This is a genomic window from [Phormidium] sp. LEGE 05292 (assembly GCF_015207735.1).
In the GTDB taxonomy this organism is placed as follows: Bacteria; Cyanobacteriota; Cyanobacteriia; order Cyanobacteriales; family Aerosakkonemataceae; genus Floridanema.
Genome location: NZ_JADEWG010000040.1, coordinates 1 through 17,582, shown reverse-complemented (window position 1 = coordinate 17,582; position 17,582 = coordinate 1). Strand labels below are relative to the sequence as shown.

General features: G+C 41.0%; 15 protein-coding genes. 7 read left to right on the top strand and 8 right to left on the bottom strand.

Going from position 1 to position 17,582, the window contains the following annotated elements; all coding sequences use genetic code 11:
• Positions 1-52 precede the first annotated feature (52 nt).
• Positions 53-595, top strand: a complete 543-nt coding sequence (locus tag IQ264_RS13490) for a hypothetical protein (RefSeq protein ID WP_193981301.1) — start codon at positions 53-55, stop codon at positions 593-595.
• Between the two features lie 136 nt (positions 596-731).
• On the opposite strand, the gene IQ264_RS13485 is transcribed toward IQ264_RS13490, so the two are convergent.
• From IQ264_RS13485 to IQ264_RS33870, 4 genes are all read right to left on the bottom strand, one after another.
• The gene (locus IQ264_RS13485; protein ID WP_193981300.1) at positions 732-1,799 is read right to left on the bottom strand and encodes a tetratricopeptide repeat protein; all 1,068 of its coding nucleotides are present in this window, start codon (positions 1,797-1,799) and stop codon (positions 732-734) included.
• A 20-nt stretch (positions 1,800-1,819) separates the two neighbouring features.
• Complete coding sequence (locus IQ264_RS13480) at positions 1,820-2,548, bottom strand: 16S rRNA (uracil(1498)-N(3))-methyltransferase (RefSeq protein ID WP_193981299.1); 729 nt, start codon at positions 2,546-2,548, stop codon at positions 1,820-1,822.
• Positions 2,549-2,669: 121 nt separating this feature from the next.
• Positions 2,670-3,134 (bottom strand): NADAR family protein, encoded by a 465-nt coding sequence (locus IQ264_RS13475; protein ID WP_193981298.1) that lies wholly within the window; start codon positions 3,132-3,134, stop codon positions 2,670-2,672.
• Positions 3,131-3,262, bottom strand: a complete 132-nt coding sequence (locus IQ264_RS33870) for a hypothetical protein (RefSeq protein ID WP_413470350.1) — start codon at positions 3,260-3,262, stop codon at positions 3,131-3,133. The genes IQ264_RS13475 and IQ264_RS33870 overlap by 4 nt, the downstream gene beginning before the upstream one ends.
• Positions 3,263-3,615: 353 nt before the next feature.
• Between IQ264_RS33870 and IQ264_RS13465 the strand changes: the two genes are divergently transcribed.
• Positions 3,616-3,732, top strand: coding sequence for a photosystem II reaction center protein I (locus IQ264_RS13465; RefSeq protein WP_073592861.1), 117 nt, complete (start codon positions 3,616-3,618; stop codon positions 3,730-3,732).
• Between the two features lie 115 nt (positions 3,733-3,847).
• Positions 3,848-6,124, top strand: coding sequence for a DUF3769 domain-containing protein (locus IQ264_RS13460; protein ID WP_193981297.1), 2,277 nt, complete (start codon positions 3,848-3,850; stop codon positions 6,122-6,124).
• 82 nt (positions 6,125-6,206) lie between these two features.
• Here IQ264_RS13460 and IQ264_RS13455 read toward each other — a convergent pair whose 3' ends face one another.
• Positions 6,207-7,745, bottom strand: coding sequence for a hypothetical protein (locus IQ264_RS13455; protein WP_193981296.1), 1,539 nt, complete (start codon positions 7,743-7,745; stop codon positions 6,207-6,209).
• A gap of 157 nt (positions 7,746-7,902) precedes the next feature.
• Here IQ264_RS13455 and IQ264_RS13450 point away from each other — a divergent pair, with 157 nt between their 5' ends.
• Both IQ264_RS13450 and IQ264_RS13445 read left to right on the top strand, forming a co-directional pair.
• Entirely contained in the window at positions 7,903-11,220 is a 3,318-nt protein-coding gene (locus tag IQ264_RS13450; RefSeq protein WP_193981295.1) for an alpha-mannosidase, read from the top strand.
• A gap of 225 nt (positions 11,221-11,445) precedes the next feature.
• Entirely contained in the window at positions 11,446-11,916 is a 471-nt protein-coding gene (locus IQ264_RS13445; protein WP_193981294.1) for a hypothetical protein, read from the top strand.
• Positions 11,917-11,976: 60 nt separating this feature from the next.
• On the opposite strand, the gene IQ264_RS13440 is transcribed toward IQ264_RS13445, so the two are convergent.
• The 3 genes from IQ264_RS13440 to IQ264_RS13430 form a co-directional block, all read right to left on the bottom strand.
• Complete coding sequence (locus IQ264_RS13440) at positions 11,977-13,164, bottom strand: anion transporter (protein WP_193981293.1); 1,188 nt, start codon at positions 13,162-13,164, stop codon at positions 11,977-11,979.
• The gene (locus IQ264_RS13435; RefSeq protein WP_193981292.1) at positions 13,164-13,724 is read right to left on the bottom strand and encodes a GNAT family N-acetyltransferase; all 561 of its coding nucleotides are present in this window, start codon (positions 13,722-13,724) and stop codon (positions 13,164-13,166) included. Before IQ264_RS13435 ends, IQ264_RS13440 begins: the two co-directional genes overlap by 1 nt.
• A gap of 62 nt (positions 13,725-13,786) precedes the next feature.
• Positions 13,787-15,148: a UDP-N-acetylmuramoyl-tripeptide--D-alanyl-D-alanine ligase gene (locus tag IQ264_RS13430; RefSeq protein WP_193981291.1), complete on the bottom strand. Its 1,362-nt coding sequence runs from the start codon at positions 15,146-15,148 to the stop codon at positions 13,787-13,789.
• Between the two features lie 595 nt (positions 15,149-15,743).
• Between IQ264_RS13430 and IQ264_RS13425 the strand changes: the two genes are divergently transcribed.
• On the top strand, positions 15,744-17,033 hold the full coding sequence (locus tag IQ264_RS13425) for a hypothetical protein (RefSeq protein WP_322744683.1): 1,290 nt from the start codon (positions 15,744-15,746) through the stop codon (positions 17,031-17,033).
• 280 nt (positions 17,034-17,313) lie between these two features.
• Positions 17,314-17,493 (top strand): 30S ribosomal protein S21, encoded by a 180-nt coding sequence (gene rpsU / locus IQ264_RS13420; protein WP_073592868.1) that lies wholly within the window; start codon positions 17,314-17,316, stop codon positions 17,491-17,493.
• Positions 17,494-17,582 lie beyond the last annotated feature (89 nt).

Below are 17,582 nucleotides of genomic sequence, written 5' to 3'. Positions count from 1 at the left end.
AAATTCTTCAGATCATACCAGTCCATTTACATCACTTTCAGGAGTACTCCTAATGTTTGGTTTTATCAAAAATATACTCTCTTCCGACAAATCAGATTCAACTGCACCCAAAGGGAAAAAGCAGAAAGGTTACTTTTTGGAACTAGATGAATCAGCGATCGCGCAAACCAATAATGGCGCTAAATCAGCAGAACCAGCCAAAGCCGAACCCGCACCCGCACCAGAGGCAAAAGCTTCACCCGCTAAAGCAGCAGAAACTGTAACAGTAGTTGAACCAGCCCCAGCTGAAACCCAACCAGAACCAGCTAAAGCTGAAACAGTAGAAGCCAAACCAGAACCAGCTAAAGCTGAAACCAAGCGAACCAAAACCTCGATCAAAAAAGCAAAACCTGCACCCGCGCCCAAAGCTGAAGCTGCCCCAACTCCAGCGCCAGCGCCAGTAGCGGCTACTCCAGCAAAAACTCAACCCGAACCAGAAAAAACCTTTGCGCCTAAGTATCTCGTATCTACTGGCAGCAATAGTCGTCGTCGTCCAGGTGCGAATATGAGTTCCTTCTTGCAAATGGCGCGTCAGGTCAAAACTCCTAACCAGTAGAAAGGGACAAGGGGACAAGGGGACAAGGGGACAAGGGGATAGGGAGAAAATATAACCTTCTGCCTTTCTTTCCTTCTGCCTTCTGCCTTCTGCCTTCTGCCTTCTGCCTTTCTTCACTTCTGCCTTCTGCCTTTCACTACTGCTTGAGGAAAGCGAGGCTGCTGTACAACTGAAAAGCTGGGTCCCAGTGAGTTGGTTCTCTGCGGAATAAAGTTATGTGGGATGGAATTTGGTTTAAAAGTTCAACGTGGTCGAGTACGGTTTCTGCAAAAGCGGTGAAATCAGACCAGACTTTTGCTTGTGGCGTTTGATGACGCAAGAAATCGAGTAAGCCGTTCCAGTTAATTCTAGTGGTAGCTTGCTCTGGATCGGGAACAAAGGTAATACCCTGCTGAAACTGGTAGCTACTATCCCACATCCGCAAAATGCAGTTTCTCGCTGGTAGGTGTAAGTCACAAAATTGAGCGTAGTCTTGGGTTTGTACCTTGCGTTGGAGTTTTCTGCGGAAGTCGAGGTCTACAACTTCTTCAAAAATGGGCAGTTGTCCAAGGACAAGTTGAGTTACTTCTTGCCAGTCAAAAGTTAGGGAACCTAGCTGACTCTGTTGGTTGTAGCAAACTATGGTGGGGTGGGGATAAATTGATTGGAAGTAGCTGACACGGAAGACATTGATTTTCTCAATATCAGCTAGTTTGATCCAAAAGCAGGGAATTTGAGCATTAAGTAACTGTTGACCGTAAAATCGCAGTTCTCCGATCGCACCTGTTCGGAATAGCCGCCAACCTCTACTCTGTAATTTTAGTCTGGCACTGTAGGGGTCAATATTCATAATTTGGGCAAAGCTTTGGGCGGCTTGTTGTTTAGCTTCACTACTTACTGGTTCTATAATCAGTACGCCTGGTTGAGTATCGCTAGGATCGGCTTTGGCTTTAGCGATTTCCTCCCGGCGTTTTTCTTTTCGGGTTTTTTCGATGTTTTGTAATGCCTGACGCGCTTGGGAGACTATTTTCGGGTTGGTAGTATCCCGCAATAGCTGACGATAAATAGTTTCGGCTTTCTCCAGTTTGCCTGTTACTTCATGCAAACGGGCGGCGTACAAGTGTCCCCAAGGGTTTTGGGGTGATTCTTTGAGTAGAAGTTTGAGTAAACGTGCGGCTTCCCGGTAGTCTTTCCGGTCAAAAGCGGCGGCAACTTGGTTAATCATTATTTTCCCTGAAAACCTTTTTATAATCTCTCTGTTTTAATACTTCCCATTTCTGCGACTGCTGCTACTAGGGAAAGGGCAACTATTGGGGCGAGTACGGCGGTCAGGATACGCTTTCCTAATGATACTGTTTGAAATTCGGCTGCTTGTGCTTCTTCAATTTCCCTTTCTGTCCATCCTCCTTCTGGCCCTGTTGCTATGGTAATTGCTGTGTTGGAAGATGGGATTAAATAGTTTAGTAAATGGGGCGAGTTTCCTCTGGCATAGCAGATATATTTTGACCCATTAACTAAGGAAAAGCTATTTTTAAACGGGATTGGTTCGAGGATTTCGGGAATTATTTGGCGTTCTGATTGTTCGGCTGCTTCGTTGGCGATGCGTCGCCAGCGATCGATCTTTTGCGGGCTGGGTTTTAAGAGAGTGCGATCGCTAATTACTGGGATAATTTTAGTTACTCCTATTTCGGTTGTTTGTTTAACTACTTCATCAAATCCGTTTTTCGGTAAGGCAATGATTAGGGTAATTGCGATCGGTAATTCGGTTTTAATGGGGATTTGTTCGATAATTTCTGCTTGTTGTCCTAATAGTTTAGCTAACCACCATTCTCCCTGTCCGTTCATGGCGATAAAGCGATCGTCTTTTTGTAAGCGTAAGACTCGACTTAAATAATGATATTGTTCGGATGTTAGGGTGATTAGTTGGTTTTGGATTTGGGTTGAGGAAATGGTTAGTCTTTGCAGTTGAGTCATTTTAAACCGCAGATGAACGCAGATGTTTTTATAGGTTTTTGGTGGGAATTTGAGATTTAGGATTTTTTAACCACAGATAGACACAGATAGACATAGATAAACACAGATGTTACCGTTATCTTTATTGTTGGGAAGCAGAGGTTTTTTCGGAATTGCTGCGAATTATTTCTCTAATTTCCATTAGAATTACTCCTAGTCTGTTTTTACCACTGCCGTCAGCGCCACAACCCCAATAATAATCTATTGGTGAATTTTCTATTATTTCTTCTTCACCTGTGGAAAGTAATATTTCCCGAATATCTGCATGGGTTTGAAATTTTTTTAATACGGCTTTTCGCATAATTTCTTCTTTGACTTGTTCCCAATCGGGACGCAAAGGACGTTTTCTGTCTCGTCCCATTTTAGCAGCGTCTTTGGGCGTTTTTACTTGGCGGATTTTCTCACAATGAGGTGTTCCGGGAAATTTTTGGGCTTGGAAATAATGTTCGCTTGTTGGCCAATAAACTCCTTCTAATTCAAAACCATGAGGAGAGAAATTGGAGAAACAACCATAAGCATCACGAGTGCTGTAAAAATAAATAGTCATAGTTTTTCACTTTTGGCAATTTTCCAGTATTCTATCGCTGTGTTAAAGAAATTTTTCGCAGCTTCGGGATCGGCAAAGGCTTTTTTGGGAATAACATGAGCACGAAGCTCTTCTATAAATATAAAAATATAATTTTTGTTTATCCTAGTAAAAAATTAGCAATAGTAATATTCCGAATTTTTGGAACTTTTAGCCTCAAAAACTTGCTGTATTCCCAAGCATCTTCGAGAGTAAGTTCAAATTTGATTTCCATAATTTAGATGATTTCTTAACCTGTATGTTGGTTAATTGCTCTGGCAGACAGTGCTAATATACTCTACCTGGAACTATTGCCGCGCCATGTCGTCTTCAGTTTAGGTCAAATTTTTCACTAGTTTGTCCGCAGAAATTCAAAAAGGGGACGATCTTTCGGTATTATAGAGAACTGTCTTACCTAATAGACCGATAGGTTCGGCTGTTCACACCTTCTGGAGATACCGCAATGTTCACCCTTAAAGTCGTTGTCAATGTTGTTGTTGCCTTCTTTGTCTTACTATTCGTCTTTGGATTCCTATCTAATGATCCTTCTCGTAACCCCAAACGTCGCGATTTGGAATAATACGCAGTTAAACTACCTCCTAGCTTTTCTGGGCGGGGGTTTCCTCGCCCTCACAGCTATTTTTGCTGTTGAGGTGATGCGTCTGGGTTGTTCGATCGCTTCGTTGGGGTGAAAAATGCCCTACCCAGATTTGCCACCTAAACCGCCTGCGATCGTGCAACATCTACAACCGGAACAGCTTGTCCCCACAGATACATCTTTGTCTGCTAAAGATTTGGGCAAAAATTCCGGTGACGTTGCACCAAATTCTGAATTTACGGCAAATTCGCCGGAAAAAACTGATGCTGCGCCGCTTCCTGCTAGTACAGCCACTAGCGCCGCTTTGTTGAGTGAAACCCAAGGTTTGGCAGTCCCACTACAAAGAGAAGCGGTAGTTACTGATTGGCAACAAGAACAGGCTTTTCCTGATGGCAAAAGTCTCAGTTTTCAGTCCCAAGAAACTGCTGAAGAACTATACTTTCTCCTAGAAGGACATATCGCCCCCATTATTGGCCCGATTGAGATAGGGTCTCCAAGTTCCCAATCACCGGGAAATGTTCCGGCTTTGGTGGGGATAATTGAGGTGTCCTCCGACAGCCAAGAGTTCGATTTATTACGGCAAATTTTTTCGGCAGAAGGTAATGTACTCGTGCGCTACCAAGGCGGGGTGCTCAATGCTGACCGGGTACAGGGGAATTTGGCAAGTCGCGTGACTGTGGCTGAAGGTAATGTGGCTTTTCGGCGCGGGAATCAGCTGTTACGTGGGGAAAGGTTGGTTTACAATTTTGTCCAAGATACTGGCACCCTGCAAAAAAGTCGGGGGGAAATTTTTTCCCCTACTAGTGGTGTGGAGTTGACTTTTGATGCCCAAACTGCTTTGGCGAATCCGGCTTTATTGGGTCAGCGTCCGTTAAGCGATCGCCTACTCTTAGATCAACCAGCACAGGGCGTTACAGGAGCAGGCCCTGGTTTAACTGTTCAAGTCGGCGGGAGAAGCGGTCGTCGGGGTACGATCAATCGCATCCGCTTTGAGGCGGAAAATTTAGATTTTTACCCTAGAGGTTGGACTGCTACCAATGTCCGAATTACCAATGACCCATATTCGCCACCAGAATTGGAAATCCGCACCCCCAGGGCTGTATTAACCCAGGAGTCGCCGCTGCGGAGTGTGGTGAATACAGTAAATCCTCGGCTTGTTTTCGATCAGGGTTTGTCTCTCCCGCTGTTACAATCGCGTTTTGTGTTCGATCGCACGGAAAAAGAACCTCCACTTCTGCGTTTTAATTATGATGGTAGCGAGCGGGGTGGTTTGTTTATTGAAGCACCTTTAACTTATTATTTAGCCCCAAACGTTAAATTAAATGTCACTCCACAATTCTTTGTCCAAAGAACAATTGTTGAGGGTTTAAGTAATCCAGCAGAACTGTTTGGTTTAAGAACTAACCTGAGAGCAGATTTAACAGAACGAACTAGGGTTGTAGCTGCGGTAGTTGTGCGAAACTTTGACCTTTTTGACGATGCAGAATCTAAAATTCGGGCTTCTTTAAGGGCACAACAAATTATTGGCACTAATTATCCTCATCGCTTAACTATTGAATATAGTTTTCGCGATCGCTTATTTAATGGTTCTTTAGGTTATCAAGATATTTACAAATCTTGGGGTGCCATCTTACTTTCTCCTACTATACCCATCGGAAAAACAGGGATTAATCTTAACTATCAAGTAGGCGCACAATATATTAATGCGAATACCGATCGCTTAGATTTATTACCCCCTGTATTTGATCCGGGAAATCCTCGCATTCAATTAGGTCGTTTTCAAGCTGCTGTTAGTGCCAGTCAAGGCATATATCTCTGGCGCGGTAAACCTTTACCAGCAACCCCAACCGAAGGTTTAAGATATACTCCCTATCCAGTCGTTCCTTTCGTACAATTAGTGCCGATAATATCTGGTAATACTACTTATTACACTAGTAACGATTACCAAAATACTTTAACTTTTAGTGTTGGCGTACAAGGTCAATTCGGACATTTTTCCCGTCCATTTTTAGATTATACTGCTTTTAATCTTCGGTTTACTAAGGTATTTTTAGACGGTTTATCTCCATTCTTTTTTGATCGAGTTGTTGATAATCGAATACTTAGTTTTGGGCTTACTCAACAAATTTATGGGCCATTTAGAATCGGGTTTCAATCAGCATTTAATATAGATACTAAAGAAAGCATTAGTACTGACTTTTTCTTGGAATATAGTCGCCGTACTTATGGCGTGGTAGTTCGTTATAACCCTGATTTACAATTGGCTACTGTTCTCCTCCGAGTCAGCGACTTTAATTGGAATGTTGGCGCTGAACCCTTCCAAGGTTCTGGTGTTCGTTTTGTTGATACAGGTGTGATTTGGGACTCAGATTAGTTGGGGACTGGGGACTGGGGACTGGGAAATTTTAGATTTTCGATTTAATCTTCCCTTGTCCCCTTGTCCCCTTGTCCCCAATCTATCTAAAAATGTGTTGAATTTCTCGCCAAAGTGTAAGCAATAATTCTTCAATAAAAAACATTGTGCGATCGAGAATTTCTAAAACTTCCTCTAAAGGATGTTTAATATAACCTGTGGGAGTAGCTTGAATTTCTATAAAATTTGAGCTATTATTAGTATCAGAATTGCTTGAATTGCTTAGAGAATTTTCAGTCAAAGCAGGACTAAATACAGTTGTTTGAATTAAGTTACTAGTAGCAGCTTTTTCCTGGGTGAGTACTCCTGAATCTTGAGATGCAATCTCAAATTGTTGCAGTTCTCTTTCCAGTGGTACAGATTGGGAAAATAAATCTTCTTCGGTTAACCAAAAATCAATATCGCTAGAATCTGAATTGGAATTATTAGGGTTAACGAGGCTGTCTTCAGCAGTTAATTCGGCTGTTCTTCTAGAACTAAAAAAGTATTCAACGGCGGCTTTAATTAAAACTTCAATTCTTAATTTTAAATCCGGGGAATAGTTTGTTTCCTCTGTGAGGGACTCCTGCATTCGAGCTTTAAATAACTGGCTGAAGTCTTGAGAACGATGAACTAAATAACCAGGGACATTCGCAACAGCCAAACTACCTGTTTCGATGATAGCGATCGCGCGATCGACTTTTGCCAAAAAAGATGTATCATTAACTTCGGGTACTGCTATTGATTCCAGACCGAGTTGATTTTGAGTTCGGACATTTAACGCTTGCTGACGTTCTTTTAACTCTTGAGTTCTCTGTTTTAACTGCTGCGTTCTATATTGTAACTCCCGATTTTTTACATCTTGATGCAGTTGCAAAGTCTCTTCTTGAAACAAATTAATTGCACCAGCAACTTTTCCCCTTTGCATCCAAGCCATGAAATTTTGCCATAAGCGAATCGGCGGTAAAGCATTTTCGCTGCTAGCTGGCGGGGGTAAATACATTGTTGGGCGCAAAGCATCTTGAACTAAACGTTGATGATGCCAATATTGGGCTAACTCTAAACTAATTTGTTTTTCCAGCTGTTTTTGCTGTTGTTGACTGAGAACATCTAAAATTTGATTTTGCCTATTTATCAATACTAAAAGCCGATTTTCCGGTAAAGTAGCTATTCCCTGAATTTCTTGATGATGAAGACTGGGATTTTCAACTGTTAAAATCCCACTTTTTTCCGTACTTACCACCAACTCCGCATTCACCAAACTTCCCGACAAACTTTCTGGTAAATTAGTATTAGAAAGATTCGCAGGTAAAGCCAAAGATTTGACAGTCTCTAATACATTTTGAATTGGAGTATCAGCAGGGAGGGGTTGTAAATCTGATTGCGAACCAGTTAAGCCTTGCAAAAAATGTTGTAATTGCTTGCCAGCTAATCTCGCAGATTGAAATAAAAGATAAATTGGATAAACGAGAATTTGCACTCCCCAGACAGTAGCAGTTGTCACCTGTCTAGTAGCACGTTCCCCACGATCTATCCAACGGCGGGTTTGTCGTGAAACAAAATTGAATAATCTACTACGATAGCGACCAGCGGAAGATGGCATAGTACGATCACTGGAATGTGGGATGAGAAACTCTAAAGCAGAGGTTTACTGTTTGACTATCCCCTTTTTATTGTAAAGTATACAGGTTTCGGGCAGTAATATTGCCAAATTTTTGATTTTACCTAAAATTTTAAGTTAATTTCTAAGGGTGATTGGGATGAGCGAAGAAAACTTATGTAATCAGCAAACTAATTTTGCCAAGATTTCTGATTCTCAATCTCAAAGCGAACAAATCTTAGTTGCGATCGAAAAATTACGGCAACTATCTCAGGTAGATATCATATCCAACTGGCGCTATTCGCCAACAGATATCAATTTATCCGACTTGTCAAATTCTAGCTTTTGGGAAAATGCGCCCACCGTCCAATTAAATAACAAAGGTCATGTAATTTGGGCAGCAGGTAAAAAGGTTTTATGGCTAGCGCAAAAATTGGTAATTCCCAAAACTTTAACAGGCTATACTTTAAAAGGATTATCTTTACGTTTAGCCTTAACTTGGTGGGCGGAAGATGCACAAATTTTTGTAAATAATCAGTTCGTGCAAGCGGGGGATTTATTGGATTACTTTACCAGAGTTTTGTTGAGTAATTCAGTAACTCCGGGCGAGGAAATTATGGTAGCTTTGCGGTTAGTCAGTCCGGGACATGACCGAGGAGCATTGATGCGTGCTTGCTGCGTTTATGAATCTGGGGAAACTGAAAATTTAGAACCAGGTTTTATAGCTGATGAGTTAGCAGTTATCCTCAAACATTGCGAAACTTTTGCCAGAGACAAGTTAAATATTTTAGCAACGGCTATTTCGCAGATTGATTGGTCAGTCCTGCCAAACAAAGAAAAGTTTGACGCTTCATTAGCGGTTTTACGAGAAACTTTAAACTCACAAATCCCCAATCGCCAAACGAAAATTTCCCTGTTAGGTCATGCTCATTTAGATATGGCTTGGTTATGGCCTGTAAGCGAAACTTGGTTAGCGGCACAACGAACTTTCACCTCCGTTCTGAATTTACAAAAAGATTTTCCCGATTTAATTTTCTGCCACACTTCCCCAGCTTTATATGCTTGGATAGAAACCCATCGACCCGACTTATTTACAGAGATTAAAAAACAGGTGGAAGCGGGAGTTTGGGAATTAATAGGCGGGATGTGGATTGAACCTGATTTAAATTTGATTTCCGGGGAATCAATCGTCCGACAAATCCTTTACGGTCAGCTTTATTTTCAAGAGAAATTTGGGCAATTGAGTAAGGTGGTTTGGGTTCCAGATAGTTTTGGTTTCTGTGCGACTTTACCCCAATTTCTCAAACTTGGGGGAATTGAATATTTCGTGACGCAAAAGTTGACTTGGAACGATACGACTAAGTTTCCTTACGGCGCTTTTTGGTGGCAATCTCCTGATGGCACGCGAGTTTTTAGTTTGATGTCTGCTTTAATTGGCGAGGGAATTGAACCGATTAAAATGGCGAATTATGCGGTTGATTGGGAGATTAAAACTGGGGTAAAAAATGCGCTTTGGCTACCGGGTGTGGGAGATCATGGGGGAGGGCCGACTCGTGATATGTTGGAAACAGTTCAACGATGGCAGAAGTCGCCGTTTTTCCCGCAGTTAGAGTTCACGAAATCCGAGAGTTATTTAGAGAGTTTGCGCGAACAACTGCAAGGAGAACCGCAGCCAATTCCTTACTCTTCAATTCCGGTTTGGCAAGATGAATTATATTTGGAATTCCATCGGGGTTGCTACACAACTCATGCAGATCAAAAGCGATCGAATCGTCGGTGCGAGGGGTTGTTGTACGAAGCTGAGTTATGGGCGAGTTTAGCAACTCTAACGACTGGCGCGGTTTATCCGAAACTCGAATTGGAAAATGCCTGGAAGCAAGTTTTGTTCAACCAGTTTCACGATATTTTGCCGGGAACCTCGATTAACCAAGTGTTTGTCGAAGCGAATCAAACTTGGCAGGAAGTGGAACGAGTGGGGGGAGAAATTTTAGAGAATGCTTGGAGAGCGATCGCATCTCAAATCGCCTTCCCCCCACCCCCCAAACCAGGGGCTTTACCGATCGTCGTCTTTAACTCTCTCAATTGGCATCGTTCCGAAGTCGTCACCGTGACTTTACCCGCTGCGGAAACGCTGTGGCAGGTTTGTGACTTAGAGGGAACACCCCTTCCTAGCCAGGATATCACCGCCGAAAATAACCAAAAAAGGCTAATTTTTGTCGCACATGATCTGCCGTCAGTGGGTTATCGGGGCTTTTGGTTATGTCCTCGGCAAGCTGAAATGCTTGATTTACCGTTGGTTGAGGGCGAAAATCCAGCAGAAAGTAATAGAACAGCTAATCATACTATATATATAGTAGCAAAAAATGAACTGGTTAGTTCAAATGACAATTTCGGGGCAAAAGATTGGGTTTTAGAGAACGAATTTCTCCGGGTAGAAGTGAGTGGGGAAACGGGAAATTTAGGGAGAGTTTTCGACAAAGTTAATCAGCGAGAAGTGTTGGGAGAAGCAGAGGGAAATCAACTGCAAGCTTTCCAAGACAGTGGACAATATTGGGATGCTTGGAACATCGCTCATAATTATGAAAAAAATCCCTTACCGCCAGCAGAATTAGAATCGATAGAATGGGTAGAAAAGGGAGAGATTAGACAAAGGTTGCGGGTAATTAGAAAAATCGGGAAATCGGAGTTTGTTCAGGATTATGTGCTGTCAGTGCGATCGCCAATTTTAAAAATCAGCAGCAAAATAGATTGGCAAGAAAGGCAAGTTTTAGTCAAAGCAGCATTTCCGCTGAATGTAACTGCGGAAAAGGCGACTTACGAGATAGCTTGCGGCGCGATTCAAAGAAGAACCAAACCCCAAGAACCAAGAGAAACAGCGAAATGGGAAGTCCCCGCTTTGCGTTGGGCAGATTTAACTGAAGATGAGTACGGCGTAAGTTTGTTGAATGATTGTAAATACGGCTATGATAGTCAACCAAATCAACTGAGATTAACCCTTTTAAGAAGTCCGAATTGGCCCGATCCGGAAGCCGACAAAGGCGAACATGAATTTACTTACGCCCTGTATCCGCACAAAGGAAATTGGCAAACTGCCCAAACAGTTCGGCGGGGTTATGAATTAAACTTACCATTAAAAGTAATGTTGCTAAACTTGCCAAAAGAAAACCTAAACCCAACCTTACCTGCGGTTGGTCGATTGTTAGATTTAACAGACGAGAATCTGATTTTAATGGCATTCAAACAGGCGGAAGGAAACTCTAATCAATGGGTAATGCGCTGTTACGAATGTCACGGGGAAACAGCGGAATTAAAACTGCAAAGTGACTTAGTGGAGATTGTGCGATCGATAGATTTGTTAGAAAGACAAATAGACTCCCCTGAAAAGTCATCGGCAGGAGAAACCTGGAAAATTGCCCCTGGGAAAATCGCCAGCTTTGAGTGTAAAAAGGCAGAAGGAAATAGAAAAGGTAAAATCTAGAAAACAAATCAAAAATATTTATCTACATCTGCGTTCATCTGCGTTAAAAAAAAGAACTAGCAACCCAACCAAAAATATTGAGCTACATCTGTGTTTATCTGTGTTCATCTGTATTTCATCTGTGATTAAAAAAATAACCCGCAACCCAACCAGAAACATCAGTAAACATCTGAGTGAGGTCATGATAAAATCATCTAGATTTGTGAAAAAAGCAGAGATAAAGAAATGAGTAAAAAGACATGGGGAAAAATTAGCGATCGCATTTTGCCAAAGAAAGTAGTTGGATTGGCGATCGCACTTACCCTAATCCTCACCACTTTCGTCGTTGCACCTGCCAATGCCGCCACTAATGCTGAATTCCAAATTCATTGCATGAATCGTATGATGTATTACGGAAATCGCCGCCGTTCTGAAATTAGTGAAACTGCTGCGAGTAACGCTTGTCAAAAAGCCTCAACAGCCGCAGAAAGTAACTATATTACTAGTTGTCTGAACGACTTAATGTACAAACCGAATTCTGTAATAAGAGAGAAAATGAATGCTACTGCTGCTGCGTCAGTTTGCCAAAAAGCTACAACGCCAATGATGGTACAAAAAGTTACAAAATGTATGAAAGATAATATGTATGATGCCAATGGTCACTTAAAAAGAAGTGCCAATGCTAATAGAGCAGCGAAACAGTGTACATTTTCCTAAAATTAAAGGTGAAAGTCAAGCATCAATATAAAATAACAAACTTGCATCCCAACCAAAAACCTAATAAATCCAAAAATAAGCAATTATCAAAGTTACCAAAGTCAAAGGCAAACCGAAGCGAAAATGTTCGCCAAAAGATAACCGATAACCTTGCTTACTACCCAACTCTGCCACAATCAAATTAGCTACCGAACCCAAAAGCGTCAAATTCCCCGCCAAAGTAGAACCCGCCGCTAAAAGTAACCAAGCTTTCGTATCACCAGGAGGAATCATTGATTGTAAAACTAAAACTGCTGGAACATTAGAAATCAAATTAGAAAGTACTACCGTCACCCCCAACAAACTCAAAGGTGCTTTCACTAACTCAGTCAAATCATATAAAATTCCTAATTTTTGAGTTGCCTTAGTAATCACAAACAATCCGGCAAACATTACCAATAAATCCCAATCAACCGCCTTTAAAATTCGCTGTGGTTTCAGTCGCCGAGTGATGAATAAAAAAGTTGCTGCTACCCAAGCTGATTCTGCTAAAGGTGCGCCTGCTAAAAACGCTGCTAATAGTCCGATCGTAACTACCAAGCTTTTAATCAATAAAGGTTTATACAAACGGTAACGAATTTGGGGAGATGTAACAAAAGGTTTAAAAGAACGCACTTCAGGATATAGCCAACATAACCAACCTACTTGTACAATTAAACAAATAAAAGCAACTGGTGTCAGATAACGCGCAAATTCTAAATAACTAATCCCCGAAAAAGAACCAATCAAAATATTTTGGGGATTTCCACTCAAAGTTGCTACCGAACCTAAATTCGTTCCCCCCGCTAAAGCTAACAGATAAGGAATTGGATTAATTAATAAAGTCCGACATAAACTAATAGTTAAAGGTGTTAAAAGAATCGCCGTTGTATCATTGAGAAAAAACGCTGATAAAATACCACCGCCAAAAGTAATCGCTACCAAAATCCCTAAAGGACTGTTGGCAAAGCGAGTAAAAAATCCCAATGCTAACTGAAAAAAACCCGCTGCACCCAAACAGGAATTTACCACCATCATTCCCAGCAAAAATACAATTGTTCCGGGATCAATTGATTGCCATGCTTCTTGAAGATTTAATACACCTAAAGCTACCATAAAAGCTGAACCTGCCATTGCAATAGTGGCGCGATTCATTCGTAAGGCGGGTAAATATCCCAAACCTAAACCGAGATAAGTTAAAGCTAATACAATATATTTAACAAATAACATCACTTCACTCTTTTTGCCATGTAAATATCTGGTTTTCCCCAACCATTAGCATCTGGCATGACTCCGACAATTACAAAACCTATTTTTTGGTAAAATTCGTAGGGATGACCATGTAAATTTTTAATGTTAGCGAGATGTTCAAATACATTGGGATAAAGGTCAATATTTGCCAGAGAAGTCATGCCATCTTCGTCATCCGTACCCACCCAAAGAGTAATTCCCCCCCGTTGTTTTACTTGTGCTTCTAAGTCAGTAACTAATGCCTTACCAATTCCTTGTTTTTGCCAGTCCGATCGCACTACCAAAGGATGCAACTCCCAAACATTACCATCATAATGACTAATCCCCCCAATCCAACCTAAAACTTGATGATTTTCATCAATAGCAATTCTACTAATTCTATCTTCTTCCAAAGATAATTTTACCTCTGCCAAAGCATCTGTTAAACTAGGCCAAGCATTTGCCCAATGAGTTTTAAACCCTTCAAATAATAAAGTAGCTGTTTGTGCAACAGCTTCTTTATCCTCAGTAACTAAATCAATAATGTGCCAATTAGCCATCTTTCATATCTCATTAGGTAGTAAATAGCTGATTTTAACAATTACCCACTACCCACTACCCACTACTTAATTACTTCCCGAAACTGATTGACAACTTTATCTAATGCTACCGAATGGGAAGCTTTAAATAAAATGCGATCGCCTGGTTGCACCAATTCTTTTAGTCTATCCACAATTGCTTGATGATTAGTAAAACATTCCGCAGAAATACCTGCTGCACCATGAGCAATTTCTGCTGTTTCTGGTTCATCCACTAAAATCAACAAATTATCTAACTTTAATTCCTTGACTTTTTCACCAACTTGATAATGTAATTTTGCCGATCGATCTCCCAATTCCTTCATCGTTCCCAAAACAGCAATATGCCTTTTTCCTGGTGTTTCGCCCAACAAATGCAACGCCGCCACCATTGATTCTAAACCTGCATTATAAGTTTCATCTAAAATCACCAAATCATTAGGTAAATCGTAACGTTTCGCCCTACCTTCTGGTAACTGTACCGCCAAACCATTACTAAATTGAGTCAAATCAATCCCCAAAACCTTCGCCACTGCCAAAGCAGCTAAATAATTTTGGGCATTGTGACGACCTGGTAAAGGTAAAGGTAACTTTATGCCCTCCACCATCATAGTCTGCGAGTCAATTAACTTACCTTGGAAATCCCCATTTTCCAAACCATAAGTTACCGTTTTTCCCCGCCAAACTTTCCTTGCCGTTTCCATTAACAACTGATTATCTGCATTCAAAATCGCCACACTATCGCTAGGCATTTCTACTAATAATTCACATTTAGCTTGTGCGATCGCTTCTTCCGATCCCAACCTGCCAATATGTGCCGTTCCCACATTCGTAATTACCCCAATATTAGGACGTGCTATTTTTGACAATAAAGCAATTTCTCCCCGACCGCGCATCGCCATTTCAATTACGGCAAAATTATCTTCTAAACTTAGTTCTAATAAAGTTTTTGGTACGCCAATTTCGTTATTATAATTTGCCTGAGTTTTCCACACTTTTCCCTGAGTTGCCAGCACCGCCGCGAGCAATTCCTTGGTGGTAGTTTTACCGAAAGAGCCTGTGACAGAAATTACCGGAATAGTCAGCTGATTGCGCCACCATTGTGCGATCGCTTGATAAGCTTCTAGGGTATCTTTTACAACTAATTGTGGTATCCCATCTCCCACCTGACTACTGAGGTCTTTCTCCGTCACCACTGCGATTGCACCTTTGGCTACAGCAGCTTGCACAAATTCGTGACCATCAAAGTTGCTACCCCGCAAAGCGACAAACAGATCCCCTTTCTGGAGACTACGAGTATCTGTAGAAACGCCTTTTGTTAAGTAATTCCTCTCTAAACTGGTAAAATTTATAGGTGTAGCTAATAAAACTTCAGACAATTGAGATAGACTAATTAAACAGGGCATGGTGAAAAACTAAACCTCGGTAAAACTTGAATCACAGCCCGTAAGTTAACAGAATCTTTAAATAAAATCTAGCTTTTTTAGTAATGTCTTTATCAAAAAGACTAGGTACTAGTCAATAAACTATGCCATCTTAGTAGTGAAATTATTTTTTTTGTTGTAAAAAACACAGGGGGTGATGACCCCTTGACAGACGCGGCTTTAGTTGGAAACCTTGTAAGGGTGATATTTTCATCGATTAATTTCTCGGTAAAGCGCAATGAAAGAGTACAGGGCAAACAGCCTGAGTTAAAGTGACTTACATCACTTCTAATCTTTCTAGAGTCTGGCTAGGATCAAGGCAATATATGGAAAAAAATCAAGGGAACTTAGCTTTCAAAGCAATAACAGCAAGCATCTACTTTGCTTCCAATGCGCTGAAAAATCGCACTCAGAAAAAATCATGCACCTAACCTCAAATCCGAAAGAGGGAAATGCTTGTTTGACATCCTCTTTGGGATAGATTCAAAATCGACCAGAGAGTAATAATTAATAATCAGGATACAAAAACTGTGGTTGCCAGAATGATATGCGCCCTGGGAAACGAAAGGGAAAAAAAGTGACTACTTGGAACGAACCGTACACACGCCAGTCCTCTGCGGCGGAACAGAAACTGTATCAATACTGGCTGAAATTAGTACAAGTCGAACCGCCAAACTCCATCATTGAACGCTTTAAAGTTTTGTTCATTGAAGGGGGAACTTATCCAGATAAAGAAATCATGCAGGCGTTGGATGAGATTATAACCTCGAAATACGCCGAGGCACAATTTAAATTTGTGCTGAACCGTTGCTGCCATATATTAATCAACCGTTGGCAAATTCATCCGCAACACCGATCGACAATTCCCCAATTAATCGCCTGCTTTGAAATTAAACCTGCTTTTCTTGACCACACCTTGCGTTACAAGTCAGCCAGACGCTTGCGGGAACTAATAAAAAACTTCCGCAACACTGAACAATACACTACCTTACAACGGTTATCCGAAGCAGTTAGTAAAACAATAGCCCAAAAAAGTGAAGTTAAAAACACACCTTTAGTCAAGTTAATAAATCGCTACCCTTACTTATATGAGCATTGCTTACTCAGCGAGGATAGCACTTACGAAGACCAGCAAGCGATCGGGAAAATGCGAACTGAAGCACAACGAAATTATGAAATTGAATTATCGCAATATATAACTCACCAAGTAAGACAAACCCAAGTAGCACGTCTTCGACCAGAATTGCATTCTAAACAAATCGATCGGACAATTCACAACCCTACTTTATTGAATGATAACGAACTGTTTTGTGCTGTGAAACAATATGTTGGTAAAGTCGAAGGTTCCTCTAGCTATCGTGACTTAGCTCATAGTTTCATCACTCATACTAGCAAAACTCGTACTTACAAAGACTTTAAAAATCAACTCTATGCTTATTTGACATCTTCGATCGATCCAGGTTATGGAAAACGTCAGTTTAATAAACAATTATACACTTATCTGCAAAATACCCTACCCCACAACGATTCCCAACCAGTCAGCGAATTTTTAATCATTAGAACCTGTACCAACTTATTAAACTTTTTGGTAGTTAACAATCAAAAACAACCCCAACATTTTGTATTTATAGATTTGGTAGCTAATTTAGGTACTACCAAAACAGTTGGTCTGTTACTAAAACTGGTACTAATTTGCCGCAAAGTTAAACCTTACTTAGAAAAACGGTTTTCAATTTTATTTAATCATTATGAATCAAACATTGGAGATGCAGTAATGTGGCTGATTCAATGCCTAGAAAATTTAAATATTGCCTTAAGCATTCACTTTGGCGCAATAGACCTTTCTTACCTAAGCCGATTGAGATAAGCATGGCTGTAACCTCTGCTGTCCTTCAGAGCTAAGGATTTCATGTTAAAGTACTAGTCGTGAATCAAGTTTGGTTATAAGCTTTGTTCTTTGTTGCAGAGTATAGGCTTCTGTTTTAGCGGGCATATCTCCGAAACTAGGTTCCTGAATTGATCTGCATTATTTAGGAGATGTTGCCGTGCCGATTTATCTGTTCTTTAGGTAAACCTAATTAAACTTACAGCAAAAACCAAACCGATCGCACAAAATACTACCAATCGTAATACATGGAGAAGAAAAAATGACCCAAGTCCTGTTAGGTGAAAATGAAGGATTAGAGTCCGCGCTACGTCGATTTAAGCGTCAAGTTTCTCGCGCCGGAATCTTGGCTGATGTCAAAAATCATCGTCATTTTGAAACACCCCTAGAAAAACGCAAACGCAAAGCAGTCGCAGCACGACGGAAAAGAAGGATGCGTTAATTTAGAAGGCAGAAGGGGGAAAGTTTTGAGTTTTGAGTTAAGGAGAAAGTTTTGAGTTATCCCCTTGTCCGCTTATCTCCCCATCTCCC

Coding starts and splice junctions, on each gene's coding strand:
- IQ264_RS13490 (WP_193981301.1), top strand. CDS start 53: ATGTTTGGTTTTATCAAAAATATACTCTCTTCCGACAAATCAGATTCA.
- IQ264_RS13485 (WP_193981300.1), bottom strand. CDS start 1,799: ATGATTAACCAAGTTGCCGCCGCTTTTGACCGGAAAGACTACCGGGAA.
- IQ264_RS13480 (WP_193981299.1), bottom strand. CDS start 2,548: ATGACTCAACTGCAAAGACTAACCATTTCCTCAACCCAAATCCAAAAC.
- IQ264_RS13475 (WP_193981298.1), bottom strand. CDS start 3,134: ATGACTATTTATTTTTACAGCACTCGTGATGCTTATGGTTGTTTCTCC.
- IQ264_RS13465 (WP_073592861.1), top strand. CDS start 3,616: ATGTTCACCCTTAAAGTCGTTGTCAATGTTGTTGTTGCCTTCTTTGTC.
- IQ264_RS13460 (WP_193981297.1), top strand. CDS start 3,848: ATGCCCTACCCAGATTTGCCACCTAAACCGCCTGCGATCGTGCAACAT.
- IQ264_RS13455 (WP_193981296.1), bottom strand. CDS start 7,745: ATGCCATCTTCCGCTGGTCGCTATCGTAGTAGATTATTCAATTTTGTT.
- IQ264_RS13450 (WP_193981295.1), top strand. CDS start 7,903: ATGAGCGAAGAAAACTTATGTAATCAGCAAACTAATTTTGCCAAGATT.
- IQ264_RS13445 (WP_193981294.1), top strand. CDS start 11,446: ATGAGTAAAAAGACATGGGGAAAAATTAGCGATCGCATTTTGCCAAAG.
- IQ264_RS13440 (WP_193981293.1), bottom strand. CDS start 13,164: ATGTTATTTGTTAAATATATTGTATTAGCTTTAACTTATCTCGGTTTA.
- IQ264_RS13435 (WP_193981292.1), bottom strand. CDS start 13,724: ATGGCTAATTGGCACATTATTGATTTAGTTACTGAGGATAAAGAAGCT.
- IQ264_RS13430 (WP_193981291.1), bottom strand. CDS start 15,148: ATGCCCTGTTTAATTAGTCTATCTCAATTGTCTGAAGTTTTATTAGCT.
- rpsU (WP_073592868.1), top strand. CDS start 17,314: ATGACCCAAGTCCTGTTAGGTGAAAATGAAGGATTAGAGTCCGCGCTA.